At 71.8% G+C, this 12,880-nt stretch carries 13 protein-coding genes; 5 read left to right on the forward strand and 8 right to left on the reverse strand.

What is annotated here, in order from left to right; genetic code table 11:
• Positions 1-107 precede the first annotated feature (107 nt).
• From speB to ABZ807_RS03565, 7 genes are read right to left on the reverse strand one after another with little or no spacing between them, the layout of a single operon-like run.
• On the reverse strand, positions 108-1,121 hold the full coding sequence (gene speB, locus ABZ807_RS03535) for an agmatinase (RefSeq protein ID WP_357152300.1): 1,014 nt from the start codon (positions 1,119-1,121) through the stop codon (positions 108-110).
• Positions 1,118-2,320, reverse strand: a complete 1,203-nt coding sequence (locus ABZ807_RS03540; RefSeq protein ID WP_357152303.1) for a saccharopine dehydrogenase C-terminal domain-containing protein — start codon at positions 2,318-2,320, stop codon at positions 1,118-1,120. The genes speB and ABZ807_RS03540 overlap by 4 nt, the downstream gene beginning before the upstream one ends.
• Positions 2,320-3,741 carry an FAD-dependent oxidoreductase gene (locus ABZ807_RS03545; protein ID WP_357152306.1) on the reverse strand — a complete coding sequence of 474 codons (1,422 nt, stop codon included), beginning with the start codon at positions 3,739-3,741 and terminating at the stop codon, positions 2,320-2,322. Before ABZ807_RS03545 ends, ABZ807_RS03540 begins: the two co-directional genes overlap by 1 nt.
• Positions 3,738-4,580: an ABC transporter permease gene (locus ABZ807_RS03550; protein WP_357152308.1), complete on the reverse strand. Its 843-nt coding sequence runs from the start codon at positions 4,578-4,580 to the stop codon at positions 3,738-3,740. The genes ABZ807_RS03545 and ABZ807_RS03550 overlap by 4 nt, the downstream gene beginning before the upstream one ends.
• Positions 4,577-5,488 carry an ABC transporter permease gene (locus tag ABZ807_RS03555; protein ID WP_357152311.1) on the reverse strand — a complete coding sequence of 304 codons (912 nt, stop codon included), beginning with the start codon at positions 5,486-5,488 and terminating at the stop codon, positions 4,577-4,579. The genes ABZ807_RS03550 and ABZ807_RS03555 overlap by 4 nt, the downstream gene beginning before the upstream one ends.
• On the reverse strand, positions 5,485-6,642 hold the full coding sequence (locus ABZ807_RS03560) for an ABC transporter ATP-binding protein (protein WP_357152314.1): 1,158 nt from the start codon (positions 6,640-6,642) through the stop codon (positions 5,485-5,487). Before ABZ807_RS03560 ends, ABZ807_RS03555 begins: the two co-directional genes overlap by 4 nt.
• Positions 6,642-7,826, reverse strand: a complete 1,185-nt coding sequence (locus tag ABZ807_RS03565) for a spermidine/putrescine ABC transporter substrate-binding protein (protein ID WP_357152317.1) — start codon at positions 7,824-7,826, stop codon at positions 6,642-6,644. Before ABZ807_RS03565 ends, ABZ807_RS03560 begins: the two co-directional genes overlap by 1 nt.
• Before the next feature lie 209 nt (positions 7,827-8,035).
• On the opposite strand from ABZ807_RS03565, the gene ABZ807_RS03570 reads away from it, so the two are divergent.
• From ABZ807_RS03570 to ABZ807_RS03585, 4 genes are all read left to right on the forward strand, one after another.
• Positions 8,036-8,548 (forward strand): Lrp/AsnC family transcriptional regulator, encoded by a 513-nt coding sequence (locus ABZ807_RS03570; protein WP_357152320.1) that lies wholly within the window; start codon positions 8,036-8,038, stop codon positions 8,546-8,548.
• Positions 8,549-8,902: 354 nt separating this feature from the next.
• Complete coding sequence (locus tag ABZ807_RS03575) at positions 8,903-10,249, forward strand: aspartate aminotransferase family protein (RefSeq protein ID WP_357152322.1); 1,347 nt, start codon at positions 8,903-8,905, stop codon at positions 10,247-10,249.
• Entirely contained in the window at positions 10,234-10,365 is a 132-nt protein-coding gene (locus tag ABZ807_RS03580; protein WP_357152325.1) for a hypothetical protein, read from the forward strand. Before ABZ807_RS03575 ends, ABZ807_RS03580 begins: the two co-directional genes overlap by 16 nt.
• A 90-nt stretch (positions 10,366-10,455) precedes the next feature.
• Positions 10,456-11,832: an FAD-dependent oxidoreductase gene (locus tag ABZ807_RS03585; RefSeq protein ID WP_357152328.1), complete on the forward strand. Its 1,377-nt coding sequence runs from the start codon at positions 10,456-10,458 to the stop codon at positions 11,830-11,832.
• A 53-nt stretch (positions 11,833-11,885) separates the two neighbouring features.
• Here the strand turns inward: ABZ807_RS03585 and ABZ807_RS03590 are convergent, their stop codons facing one another.
• A complete protein-coding gene (locus ABZ807_RS03590) occupies positions 11,886-12,254 on the reverse strand; it encodes a DUF3499 domain-containing protein (protein ID WP_357152331.1) in 369 nt (122 codons plus the stop codon).
• 154 nt (positions 12,255-12,408) lie between these two features.
• Here ABZ807_RS03590 and ABZ807_RS03595 point away from each other — a divergent pair, with 154 nt between their 5' ends.
• The gene (locus tag ABZ807_RS03595; protein WP_357152334.1) at positions 12,409-12,858 is read left to right on the forward strand and encodes a metallopeptidase family protein; all 450 of its coding nucleotides are present in this window, start codon (positions 12,409-12,411) and stop codon (positions 12,856-12,858) included.
• Positions 12,859-12,880 lie beyond the last annotated feature (22 nt).

Consider the following 12,880-nt stretch of genomic DNA (forward strand, 5'->3'; position numbering starts at 1 on the left):
CGGGTACTGCGTCCGCTGACGGCTCTGTTCGGCGAGTCTCTCGGTCGTCGGCCGATTATCGCCTCACCCGGCCGAGATCCGGCGCCCCGTGCGAGCGGGAGGACCGGTCAGCGGGCGTCGAGGAGGGGCTGGGTCGGGTCCCAGGGCGGGCCACCGGCGGCGTCGCGGCGCCGCCGGGCGATGGCCGACAGCGCCTCCAGGACCACCCGGTTGCCGAGGTACGCGGTGATGTCGGCGTGGTCGTACGGCGGGGCGACCTCGACCACGTCCACCCCGACGACGGGCAGCTCGTAGCAGACCCGGCGGACCGCATCGAGCAGTTGCCGCGAGGTCAGGCCGCCCGGCTCCGGGGTGCCGGTGCCCGGCGCCATGCCCGGGTCGACCACGTCCACGTCGACGGAGAGGAACACCCCCTCGCACTCGTCGGTGGCGATCGCGAAGGCTTCGGTGAGGCAGGTGTCGAGCCCACGAGAAACCAGCTCGGTCATCTCGTAGGAGCGCATCCGCTGCGCGGCCATCCACGCCAGGGTCGGCGGGTCGGGCCAGTAGCCGCGCAGGCCGATCTGGAGGAAGCGGTCGCCGCGTACCGCGCCGGACTCGATGAGCCGGCGCATCGGCTGGCCGTGCCCGTGCAGCGAGCCGAACTCGATGTGCCCGGTGTCGGCGTGCGCGTCGAAGTGCACCAGCGACACCCGGCCGAGCCCGTGCTGCCGGGCCACCCCGGTGGCGTCGGGCAGGGCGATGGAGTGGTCCCCGCCGAGCACGATCGGGATCGCGCCGGCGGAGGCGACGGCATACACGGCCGCCTCCAGCGAGGCCAGCGACCGCTCGATGTCGCCGGAGAACATCTCCACGTCGCCGGCGTCGTAGACGCGCAGGTCGCGCAGCCCGTCGACGCGCATCGCCAGGGACGGGCGGGAGCCGTCGTGCGGCAGGTAGCAGGCCTGCCGGATGGCGGACGGGCCGAACCGGGTGCCCGGCCGGTGCGAGGTCCCCCCGTCGAAGGGCGCCCCCACGATGACGACGTCCGCGTCGGCGAACGACGAGGGCTCCGCCAGCGAGCAGCGGTCCACCCCGAGGAAGGTCACGTCGGGGCCGTACATCGGGCCGTAGCGGTTCATCGCTCCTGGACACCCCACGGCGAGCCGTACCCGGTGAGCAGGTCGAGGAAGGGGCGGGGCGGCAGCGCCTCCGGGCCGATCACCCCGGTGCCGGACCAGGCGCCGGTGGCGAGCAGTTCCAGGGCCACCACCGGGTTGACCGCGGTCTGCCAGACGACGGCCTGGTGGCCGTACTCCCGCATGGACCACTCGTTGTCGACCACGTGGTAGAGGTAAACCTCGCGCGGCCGCCCGTCCTTGCCGGTGCCGGTGACCCAGGTGCCGGCGCAGGTCTTGCCGCGCATCCGATCGCCCAGGGTGGCCGGGTCGGGCAGGCTGGCCGCCACCACGTCCCGGGGCGACACCTCGACCCCGCCGACCTTGACCTTGGCGGTGGAGTCCAGGCCCACCTTGTGCAGGCTCTTGAGCACCTGGATGAACTCGTCGCCGAGGCCGTACTTGAAGGTGACCCGCTTCGCCTTGACCCAACGCGGGATGAGCAGCACCTCCTCGTGCTCGACGTTGACGCACTCGACCGGGCCGATCCCCTCGGGGAAGTCGAAGACCTCCGGCTCGCTGAACGGCTCGGTGGTGAACCAGCCCCGGTCGGCGTCCCAGATCACCGGCGGGTTGAGGCACTCCTCGATGGTGGTCCAGATGGAGAACGACGGCGCGAAGTCGTAGCCGTCGACGGTGAGGTTCGCGCCGTCGCGTACGCCGATCTCGTCGATCTCGTCGAACAGTTCGTCGGCGGCGTAGCGGGCGAAGACGTCCGACAGGCCGGGCTCGATGCCGATGCCGCAGAGCGCCAGCCGGCCGGCCGCCTCCCACCGGTCGGCCGCGGCGAACTGGTCGTCGCCGAGCTTCACCCCGGTCTCGGCGTAGGGTCGCGACGGGTGCGGGTGGGACAGCGACATGGCCATGTCGAGGTAGTCGGCCCCGGCGGCGAAGGCGCCGTCGAAGATCGGCATGACGAAACGCGGGTCGACCGCGTTGAGCACGTGGGTGATCCGGTGCTCCCGGCACAGCGCGGTGACCGCGTCGGCGGAGGAGGCGTCGACCTTGGTGGCGACGAACCGGTCACCGTGCCCGGCCACGGCACGCTCGGCGCGGCCGGGGTCGTAGTCGGCGACGACCATGGTCTCGAAGAAGGAACGGCGGGCGGCGATGGCGACAGCGGCGGAGCCGACGCCACCGGCGCCGACGAGCAGGATGCGCATCAGGAATCAAACCCCAAACCAAGACGATCGAGAGTACGGAGCCAGAGGTCGCGCCGGCCCTCGCGCGCGTCGGCGCGGGCGAGCGACCAGCGGGTCAGGTTGATGCCGGCGGCCCGGACGGGTTCCGGCGGGAACGGCAGCGGCGTGCTGCGGACCAGGTCGAGCCGGGTCAGCGGGGTTTCCTCGCCGCTCAGCAGGTCGAGCATCACCCGCGCACCGAACCGGGTCGCGCCGACGCCGAGCCCGGTGAAGCCGGCCGCGTACGCCAACCGACCGTCGTACGCGGTGCCGAAGAACGGGCAGAACCGGGTGCAGGTGTCGATCACCCCACCCCAGCGGTGGCTGAAGCGCAGCCCCTCCAGCTGGGGGAACGTCGTGAAGAAGTGCTCGGCGAGGGCGGTGAAGGTGGCCGGCCGCTGCTCCAGCTCCGGGGCGACCCGGTTGCCGTAGTGGTAGACCGCGTCGTAGCCGCCGAAGAGGATCCGCCCGTCACCGGTGATCCGGTAGTAGTGGAACTGGTTGCCGGTGTCGGCCAGCCCCTGCCGGTTGCGCCAGCCGACCGCGTCCCGCTGCGCCGGGGTCAGCGGCTCGGTCATCAGGGCGTAGTCGTAGACCGGCACGAGCCAGGCGCGCAACCGGCGCAGCAGCGGCGGGAAGGCGTTGGTGGCGAGCACCACCTGCCGGGCCCGCACCGCCCCCGGTGCCGCGTCCCGCCCGCCGGCCGTCGCCGCCCGCAGCGCGGCGCCGTCGCGGCGCAGGCCGGTCACCCGGGTGTGCTCGTGGATCCGCACCCCCTCGTCGAGGCAGGCCCGGCGCAGGCCCCAGGCCAGCTTCGCCGGGTCCAGCATGGCCACCCGGTCCCGGTCCCACATCCCGCCGAGGTACGTCGGCGAGTCCACCTCGGCGCGGACCTCGTCGGCGTCGAGCAGCCGCACGTCGTGGCCGTACCGGCGGGCCAGCTCGGCGTCGGAGGCGAGCCCGGCGAGCTGGTACGGCTCGACCGCCACCGCGAGCTCGCCGGTGCGTTCGAAGTCGCAGTCGATCCCGTACGCCTCGACGGTCGCGGCGATGTCGTTCAGGTTCTGCCGGCCCAGCCACTCCAACTGGTCGATCTCGCCAGGGAAGCGGTCCACGCCGTTGGCCAGCCCGTGGGTCAGCGAGGCGGCGCAGAACCCGCCGTTGCGCCCGGACGCCGCCCAGCCGCAGGTGCCCGCCTCGACCAGCAGCACGTCCCGCGCGGGATCGTCCCGCTTGGCGAGCAGCGCCGCCCACAGGCCGCTGTAGCCGCCGCCGACGACCAGCAGGTCGGCGGTGTGCGTACCGTGCAGCGGCGGCAGCGGGTCGGGCCGTTCCGGGCGGTCGAGCCAGTAGGGCACGGGCGCCGCCTCGGCGAGCGCCCGGCCGGTATGCGGGAGGGTCATGACGGGCTCTTCGCCCGCCGGCCGGCCGCCGAGGCGACCGCGAGGTCGGCGCGCCGGGCCCGCCGCCCGCGCAGCGAGCCGGCCCCCACCAGCAGCAGCGCGATCACGAACATCGCCGTGCCGATCACATTGACCTGCGGCGGGATGCCCCGCTGGGCGGCGCCCCAGACGTACATCGGGAAGGTGACGGTGGTGCCGGCGTTGAAGTTCGTGATGATGAAGTCGTCGAAGCTGAGCGAGAAGGCGAGCAGCGCGGCGGCCACGATGCCGGGCAGCACCAGCGGCAGGGTGATCCGCCGGAAGGTCTGCCACTCGCTGGCGTAGAGGTCCATCGCGGCCTCCTCCAGCCGCCGGTCCATCCCGGCCAGCCGCGCCTTGACCGTCACCACCACGAACGACACGCAGAACATGATGTGGGCGATGACGATGGTCCAGAAGCCCTGCGGCACCCCGGCGGCGACGAAGAGGGCGAGCAGCGAGGTGCCCATCACCAGCTCCGGCGTGGCCATCGGCAGGAAGATCAGCAGGTTGATCCCGGCACGACCACGGAACCGGTGCCGGACCAGGGCGAACGCCATCAGGGTGCCGATGACGGTGGCGACGACGGTGGCGATGAAGCCGATCTGCACGCTGCGGACCACCGCATCGCACATGTCGGAGGTGGCGCAGGGCTGCCGCCAGTTGTCCAGGGTGAACTCGTGGAAGTCGTACGACAGCCGGCTGGACGGGCGGTTGAAGGAGAGCCCGGCCACCACCAGGATCGGCAGGGAGAGATAGCCGAGCACCAGCAGGGCCACGCCCATCACCCAGCGGTCGGCCAGCCAACGGGACAGCTTCACAGCACCTCCTCCGTGCCGCCGCGGCGCAGATAGACGAAGACCACCGCGAGGATCGCCGCCATCAGCAGGAACGACAGCGCCGCGCCCTGCGGGTAGTCCAGCCGGACCAGGAACGCCGAGTCGATGACATTGCCGATCATGTACTCGTTCGGGGTGCCGAGCAGTTCCGCGTTGATGTAGTCGCCGGTGGCCGGGATGAAGAAGAGCAGCGTGCCGGCGATCAGGCCGGGCATCGACAGCGGCAGGGTGATCCGGCGGAACGCCTGCACTCCGCTGGCGTACAGGTCGCTCGCCGCCTCCAGCAGCCGGTGGTCCAGCCGCTCCAGGCTCGCGTACAGCGGCAGCACCAGAAACGGCAGGAAGTTGTACGTCAGGCCGAGGATCACCGCCACCGGGGTGGCGAGCAGCCGGCCGTCGGGGCCGAGCAGGTGCACGTCGCGCAGCAGCCCGACCAGAGCGCCGTTGTCCGACAGGATGGTCTTCCAGGCCAGGGTGCGCACCAGGAAGCTGGTGAACATGGGGGCGACCACGCAGACCAGCAGCAGGTTCTTCCACCGGCCGGCCTTCTGCGCGATCGCGTACGCCAGCGGGTAGCCCATCAGCAGGGCCAGCACCAGCGCGATCCCGGCGTAGAGGAAGGAGCGGACGAAATGCGACCAGTACGCCTGCAACGCGTCCGGGTAGTTGCCGAACGCCCAGGTCAGCGCGTACCCGGTGGAGAGCGAGCCGCCGGGGTCGTAGAGGCTGGCCGCGGCGAGTTGCAGCAGCGGCAGGCCGAAGAAGACCAGCAGCCAGCCCGCGCCGGGCAGCAGCAGCAGGTACGGCAGCAGCCGGTGCCGCCCCCGCCGGGGCGGCGGCGCGCCGGCCGACTGCCCCGACGGGGTGGGCACGTGAGCCAGAGCGCTCATGAAGTCGCCCCGACCGGTTCGTCGAGCAGCGGGGCCGTGCTGTCCTCCTGGCCCGGCTCGCGGGGCAGCAGGAAGGCGTGCCGGGGGTCCCAGTGCGCCACCACCGGGGTGCCGACCGGCAGCTGGCCGCCGGCGCCGCTGTTCGCCGCGAACGCGGAGATCTCGCTGCCCCAGCCGGTCCGGACCAGGTACTGGGTGCTGACCCCCACGTAGGAGGCGTCGGTGACCACACCCGCGAGGTGCTGGTGGCCGCCGGGCACCTGGTCGGCTCCGCCGACCAGGTGCAGCTTCTCCGGGCGTACCCCCAGGTAGACCGCGCCCCGGTCGGCGCGGGCACGGTCGGCGGGCACCGAGAAGCGGGCGCCGTGGGCGGTGACCGGCACCTCGGCGCCAGCGGTGCCCGCGGCCTCGGCGGCGAGCAGGTTGGACTGGCCGAGGAAGTTCGCCACGAACGCGGTGGCCGGGAACTCGTAGATGTCGGCCGGGGCGCCCAGCTGCTCGATCTTTCCGGCGTTCATCACCGCGACCGTGTCGGCCATGGTCATGGCCTCCTCCTGGTCGTGGGTGACGTGCACGAAGGTGATTCCGACCTCGGTCTGGATCCGTTTCAGCTCGATCTGCATCTGCCGGCGCAGCTTCAGGTCGAGCGCGCCCAGCGGCTCGTCGAGCAGCAGCACCTGGGGGTGGTTGATCAGGGCACGGGCCAGGGCGACCCGCTGCTGCTGCCCGCCGGAGAGCTGGGCGGGACGGCGGCGGCCGTAGCCGTCGAGCTGCACCAGCGACAGCATTCGCTGGACCTGGTCGTCCACCGTGCGGATGCCGCGCCGGCGCAGCCCGAAGGCCACGTTCTCCGCGATGTCCAGGTGCGGGAAGAGCGCGTAGCTCTGGAACACGGTGTTCACCGGTCGCTTGTACGGCCGCAGCCGGGCGATGTCCCGGTCGCCGAGCAGCACCTGCCCGCTGGTCGGTTCTTCCAGGCCGGCGATCATCCGCAGGGTGGTGGTCTTGCCGCAGCCGGACGCCCCGAGCAGGGCGAAGAACGAGCCCTGCGGGACGGTCAGGCTGAGATCGTCCACCGCGGTGAAGATGCCGAACCGCTTGGTGAGGTTGGCCAGCCTCAGGTCGCCGGCCGGTGACTCGTGTCCCATCGTCATCACGCCCCGATGACCTGCTGGAACTTGGACTCGTACTCCTTCTCCTGCTTCTCGTCCAGGGCCATGAACGCCTTGGACTTCGACAGCATCGCCTCGTCCGGGAAGATCAGGGGGTTCTGGGCCAGGTCCGGGTCGATCTTCTCCATCTCGGCCTGCGCGCCCTTGACGGGGCAGATGTAGTTGACGTACGCGGCGAGCTGCGCGGCCACCGCCGGGTCGTAGTAGTAGTTGATCATCTCTTCGGCGTTGGCCCTGTGGGTGGCCTTGTTCGGCACCAGCATGTTGTCCGACCAGAGCATCACGCCCGACTCCGGCGCCACGAACTTGATCTTCTCGTCCTCGAAGCCGAGCTGGACCACGTCGCCGGACCAGGCGATGCAGGCGGCGATGTCGCCCTTGGCGAGGTCCGGGGCGTAGTCGTTGCCGGTGAACTTGCGGATCTGCTTGGAGTCGACGGCCTTCTTGAGCTTGTTGAGCGCGTCGTCGAACTGCGCGGTGGTGAAGTTCGACGGGTCGTGCCCGTTGGACTGCAGCAACAGGCCCATGGTGTCCCGCATCTCGGACAGCGCGGTCACCTTGCCCTTGAGGTCGGGGCGGGTGAGCAGCTCGTCGACCGTGCGGATCTCCTTGGTCACCCTGGCGTTGTAGGCGAGGCAGGCCAGGCCGGACTGCCACGGGACGGCGAGCTGGTTGTCCGAGTCGAAGGCACGGTTGCGCAGCGACGGCAGCAGGTTGGCCTCGACGTTCGGGAGCTTCGCCTTGTCCAGCTTCTGGATCCAGCCGAGCCGGATCATCCGGGCGGCCATCCAGTCGGTGAGGACCATGAGGTCACGGCCGGTACTCTGACAGGCGGCGAGCTGGTTCTGCACCTTGCCGAAGAACTCGTTGTTGTCGTTGATGTCCTCGGTGTACGTGACCTGGATGCCGGTCTTCTTGAAGAACGCGTCGAGTGTGGGGCGCTTCGACTCGTCCTTCTCGTCGACGTCCAGGTACTGGGGCCAGTTGGCGAAGGCCAGCTTCTTCTCCGAGGCGGAGAGGTCCTCGCTCTTGCAGCCCTCCTCGGTCTGGGTGGCGGCCTTGGTGCCGCAACCGGCCAGCGCGCCACCCGCGGCGAACAGGGCGGCCGAACCGAGGGTGCCGGTGAGCAGTCCGCGCCGGGCGAGGGGCTTGAGGGGAGTTCGCATGTGACGACTCCTATGGGGTCGTCCGTCGGCGGCGGGGACGGGGGTGGCGCGCCGGCGGGAAGGGTCAGGTGCCTGGGACGACTGATCCTGACATGAGGTGACCAACCCCACAAGGGATTCCGTTGCGGGAATAGCTATAGACGACGAATTACGCCACACTGCCCGGTGGCATTAGGCTCAGCCCGGGGAATGGACATGGGGAGCGGTCGATGACGAACCGGCAGCAGGAGAGCAGCAACGGCGGGCGGCGCGTCACCGTGCGTGAAGGATCCAGCCACGCTCTGCTCGATGACGTGGCGAAGCAGATCATCGAGCAGCTCCAGGAGGACGGCCGCCGGCCGTACGCGACCATCGGCAAGGCGGTCGGGCTCTCCGAGGCGGCGGTACGGCAGCGGGTGCAGCGGCTACTCGACGCCGGGGTGATGCAGATCGTCGCGGTCACCGACCCACTCCAGCTCGGCTTCCCCCGGCAGGCCATGATCGGTCTGCGCACCGACGGGGACCTGGAGGCGGTGGCCGACCGGCTCGCCGAGTTCGAGGAGATCGACTACGTGGTGGTCACCGCCGGCTCGTTCGACCTGCTGGCCGAGGTGGTCTGCCGCAACGACGCCCACCTGCTGGAGATGCTGCAGAAGCTGCGTGCCGTCCCCGGGGTGCTGGCGACCGAGGCGTTCGTCTACCTCAAGCTGCGCAAGCAGACCTACAGCTGGGGCACGGCCTGAATCGGTGCCCCTCGGCGCACCCTGGCGACGCTCCGTGTCGGCATCCCTTACGGGACCGGCATGTCCTGGCGGGATGGCCCCACCCTGTGGTGCACGCGCCTTTCGAGCTGATGTCGCAAACGATTCAGCTCGACAGGGCCCAGCCTGTGACACCTGCGCTCCCGGACGGGCCCCACCAGCCGCAAGGCGCGGGTTCGGATTCCGTTGCATCACCGCCGGTCATACGCTGATTCCGTCGCCATAACGGCCATACGCCACCGATCCCACTTGCTTTCCGCGACTGGGCTGTGGGATAACCGTGGGCAGAGCGGCCGGTTTCACCCCTTGACCGGCCCGAGACCCGATGGGGCTGACATGGCCAACGCCACCGACCACCTCTGGATGCACTTCACCCGGATGGCCAGCTACTCCGCCGGCGAGGTCCCGACCATCGTGCGCGGCGAGGGCGCGTACGTCTGGGACTCGCAGGGCCGCCGCTACCTGGACGGACTCGCCGGGCTCTTCGTCGTCAACGCCGGTCACGGGCGTACCGAGCTGGCCGAGGCGGCGGCCAAGCAGGCCGGCGAGCTGGCCTACTTCCCGCTCTGGTCGTACGCCCACCCCAAGGCGGTCGAGCTGGCGGAGAAGGTCGCCGAACTCGCCCCGGGCGACCTGAACCGGGTCTTCCTCACCACCGGCGGCTCGGAGGCCGTCGAGGCGGCGTGGAAGCTGGCCCGGGCGTACTTCAAGCGCACCGGCCAGCCGAACAAGCACAAGGTGGTCAGCCGGTACATCGCCTACCACGGCACCTCGATGGGCGCGCTGTCGATCACCGGCCTGCCCGGCATCAAGAGCGACTTCGAGCCGTTGGTGCCCGGCGGCATCAAGGTGCCGAACACCAACTTCTACCGCGCCCCCGAGCACGGCGACTCGCCCGAGGCGTTCGGCCGTTGGGCCGCCGAGGAGATCGGCCGCGCCATCGAGCGGGAGGGGCCGGACACCGTCGCCGCGGTCTTCCTGGAGCCGGTACAGAACTCCGGCGGCTGCTTCCCGCCGCCGCCCGGGTACTTCGAGCGGGTCCGGGAGATCTGCGACGCGTACGACGTGCTGCTCGTCTCCGACGAGGTGATCTGCTCCTGGGGCCGACTCGGTGAGTACTTCGGCGCCGTCCGCTACGGCTACCAGCCGGACATCATCACCACCGCCAAGGGCATCACCTCCGGGTACGCCCCGCTCGGCGCGATGATCGCCAGTGAGCGGCTGATGGAGCCGTTCCTCACCGAGACCGGCATGTTCGCCCACGGGGTGACCTTCGGCGGCCACCCGGTCTCCTGCGCGGTGGCCCTGGCCAACCTGGAGGTCTTCGCCCGCGAGGACCTCATCGGGCACGTCCGGGCCAACGAGGGTGCCTTCCGGTCCACCCTGGAGAAGCTGCACGACCTGCCCATCGTCGGCGACGTCCGGGGCGACGGCTACTTTTACGGCATCGAGCTGGTCAAGGACAAGACGACCCGGGAGACCTTCGACGAGGCCGAGTCGGAGCGGCTGCTGCGCGGGTTCCTCTCCACCGCACTGTTCCAGGCCGGGCTCTACTGTCGCGCCGACGACCGCGGCGACCCCGTCGTGCAGCTCGCCCCGCCGCTGATCGCCGAGCAGCAGCACTTCGACGAGATCGAGCAGATCCTGCGCGCCGTGCTGACCGAGGCATGGAACCGCCTCTGACCCGCGGACCCGGGCTGGACGGGGCCGGCTCCCGCGACACCGGGGGCCGGCCCGCCAGCACCCAGGCCGTCGGGGGCACCGACCGCACCCGGGTACGCCGGCTGCCCGACCTCTAGACCGGCCGGAGTGGTGCCGGTCGTCGAGACGCTCGGCACCCCGCAGCCCGACCCACGGCTGCGCCACGACCTGCCCCCACCGGAGTGGTGATGCGCTACCAACTGCTGTCTCACTGGCTGTCCACCGTGGACGATCCGCTGGACCCGCGCCCGCCGCTGCCCGGCGACACCGACGCCGACGTGGTCGTCGTCGGCGCCGGCTACACCGGGCTGTGGACCGCGTACCACCTCGCGAGCGCCGACCCGTCGCTGCGGATCATCGTGCTGGAGGCCGAGATCGCCGGGTACGGCGCCTCGGGGCGTAACGGCGGGTGGTGCTCGGCGCTCTTCCCCACCTCGCTGCCCGCGCTGGCCCGCCGATACGGCCGGGACCGGGCGCTGGCCATGCAGCGTGCCATGCACGAGACCGTGCGCGAGGTCGGCCGGGTGGTGGCCGCCGAGGGCATCGACTGCGACTGGCACCAGGGCGGGACGGTGGTGCTGGCCCGCACCGAAGTCCAGCTCGGCCGGGCCCGGGCCGCCGTCGCCGAGGCCCGCGAGCACGGTCTCGACCCCGACGACCTGGTGCTGCTCGACGCCGCCGAGGCGTCCGCCCGGTGCGCCGCCGAGGGGGTCCTCGGCGGGACGTACACCCCGCACTGCGCGGTGGTGCACCCGGCGAAGCTGGTCCGCGGGCTGGCCCGGGCGGTCGAACGCCGCGGGGTACGCCTGCACGAACGCACCCCGGTGACCGCGATCCGGGCCGGCGCGGCGGTCACCCCGCACGGCACGGTCCGGGCGCCCGTGGTGGTCCGGGCCACCGAGGGGTACACGCCGGGGCTGCCCGGACAGCGGCGCGTCATCGCCCCGGTCTACTCGCTGATGGTGGCCACCGAGCCGCTGTCCGAGCAGACCTGGGCCCGGATCGGGCTGGGCGAGCGGGAGGCGTTCTCCGACCACCGGCACGTCATCATCTACGGCCAGCGCACCGCCGACGGCCGGCTGGCCTTCGGCGGGCGGGGCGCGCCCTACCACTTCGGCTCCCGGGTCTCCCCCGCGTACGACCGGGAGCCAGAGGTCTTCCGCGCGCTGCGCCAGGTGCTGGGCGAACTCTTCCCCGTCCTCGGCTCCGAGGTGCCGGTCAGCCATGCCTGGGGCGGCCCGCTGGGGGTGGCCCGGGACTGGTCCGCCTCGGTGGGGCTGGACCCCGCCACCGGCCTCGGCTGGGCGGGCGGCTACGTGGGCGACGGGGTGGGCACCAGCAACCTCGCCGGCCGTACCCTCGCCGACCTGATCCGGGGCGTCGACAGCGACCTCACCGCGCTCCCCTGGGTCAACCACCGCTCCCCCAGGTGGGAACCGGAACCGCTGCGCTGGCTCGCAGTCAACGCCGGCCTACGCCTGATGTTCTCCGCCGACCGGGCCGAGCAGCGCTCCGGCCGCCCCTCCCGCCGCGCCGCCGCCTTCTCCCGCCTCCTCGGCCACTGACCCCCGCGACCCCGCCCCGTTGATCATCGGGGGTAAGCCGGGCGGCTCACGCGTCAGTGGGTGGGGGGGATCACGCGGAGGTGGCCGCGGCGGCCGGTGTGGGGGGTCTGCTGCTGGTCCTGGTCGTCCGCGGGGGGACGGGGGGCGACCGGGCGGGCGGCCTCGCGGACGGCCTCGGCCAGGGCCACCAGGTCGTCGGTGGTGGGCGGCGGCGGCTCGAACTTGCCCTCGTGCCGGACCACGTCCCAGCCCCGGGGGGCGGTCAGGCTCCGGGCGTGCGGCTCGCACAGGTCGTACGTGTGCGGCTCGGCGAAGGCCGCCAGCGGACCCACCACGGCTGTCGACTCGTTGTAGACATAGGTCAACGTGGCGACCGCTTGCCGGGGGCAGCCGTTACGGGAGCAGCGCCGTGATGACCTCACGGCGGCAGGGTATCTCCATTACCGGGTCCGGCGCACCGGTTCGCGGTGCGACACGCCCGTCGTGGTGATCACAATTCGCGCCCGCCGCGTCCCGCCGCGCCAGAGGTGCGGCGCTGCCGCAGGCCAGGCCGGCGCGGGAGCTACCCTGTGCCTCATGACGAGTCCGGAACACCGCCGCCCCGGCTCCGGCCGGCGCACCCACCGCGACCGCCACGGTCGCGGTCTGCGCGGGCGGCTGGTGCCGGCGACCGTCCCGCTGGCCCGGACGAAGGCCGAGATCTTCGACGACCTGGTGCTGGACACCGTCGAGTCGCTGGAGCGCCGCTTCGCCAAGGAGCTGGCCGGCGTCGAGTTCGCCGTCGAGGACGTACCGCCGGACCTGAACGTCTACGACTCCGACGTGCTGGAGGACGGCGAGGTGCCGCTGGCCCGCCTGCTGCCGGGGCGCCCCGGCCGGCAGGAGGTGCCGCCACGGATCGTGCTCTACCGCCGGCCGCTGGAGTTCCGGGCGATGGACCGCGAGGACCTCGCCGACCTCGTGCACGACGTGATCATCGAGCAGGTGGCGAACCTGCTCGGGGTCGACCCGGACGAATTGGCCTGACCGACCCCTCGGTCGGGCCGCC

The sequence above is a fragment of the Micromonospora sp. NPDC047548 genome, assembly GCF_040642975.1.
Taxonomy (GTDB): Bacteria; Actinomycetota; Actinomycetes; order Mycobacteriales; family Micromonosporaceae; genus Micromonospora.

Coding starts and splice junctions, on each gene's coding strand:
- ABZ807_RS03585 (WP_357152328.1), top strand. CDS start 10,456: ATGCGCTACCAACTGCTGTCTCACTGGCTGTCCACCGTGGACGATCCG.
- ABZ807_RS03560 (WP_357152314.1), bottom strand. CDS start 6,642: ATGACGATGGGACACGAGTCACCGGCCGGCGACCTGAGGCTGGCCAAC.
- ABZ807_RS03540 (WP_357152303.1), bottom strand. CDS start 2,320: ATGCGCATCCTGCTCGTCGGCGCCGGTGGCGTCGGCTCCGCCGCTGTC.
- ABZ807_RS03575 (WP_357152322.1), top strand. CDS start 8,903: ATGGCCAACGCCACCGACCACCTCTGGATGCACTTCACCCGGATGGCC.
- speB (WP_357152300.1), bottom strand. CDS start 1,121: ATGAACCGCTACGGCCCGATGTACGGCCCCGACGTGACCTTCCTCGGG.
- ABZ807_RS03595 (WP_357152334.1), top strand. CDS start 12,409: ATGACGAGTCCGGAACACCGCCGCCCCGGCTCCGGCCGGCGCACCCAC.
- ABZ807_RS03580 (WP_357152325.1), top strand. CDS start 10,234: ATGGAACCGCCTCTGACCCGCGGACCCGGGCTGGACGGGGCCGGCTCC.
- ABZ807_RS03565 (WP_357152317.1), bottom strand. CDS start 7,826: ATGCGAACTCCCCTCAAGCCCCTCGCCCGGCGCGGACTGCTCACCGGC.
- ABZ807_RS03570 (WP_357152320.1), top strand. CDS start 8,036: ATGACGAACCGGCAGCAGGAGAGCAGCAACGGCGGGCGGCGCGTCACC.
- ABZ807_RS03545 (WP_357152306.1), bottom strand. CDS start 3,741: ATGACCCTCCCGCATACCGGCCGGGCGCTCGCCGAGGCGGCGCCCGTG.
- ABZ807_RS03555 (WP_357152311.1), bottom strand. CDS start 5,488: ATGAGCGCTCTGGCTCACGTGCCCACCCCGTCGGGGCAGTCGGCCGGC.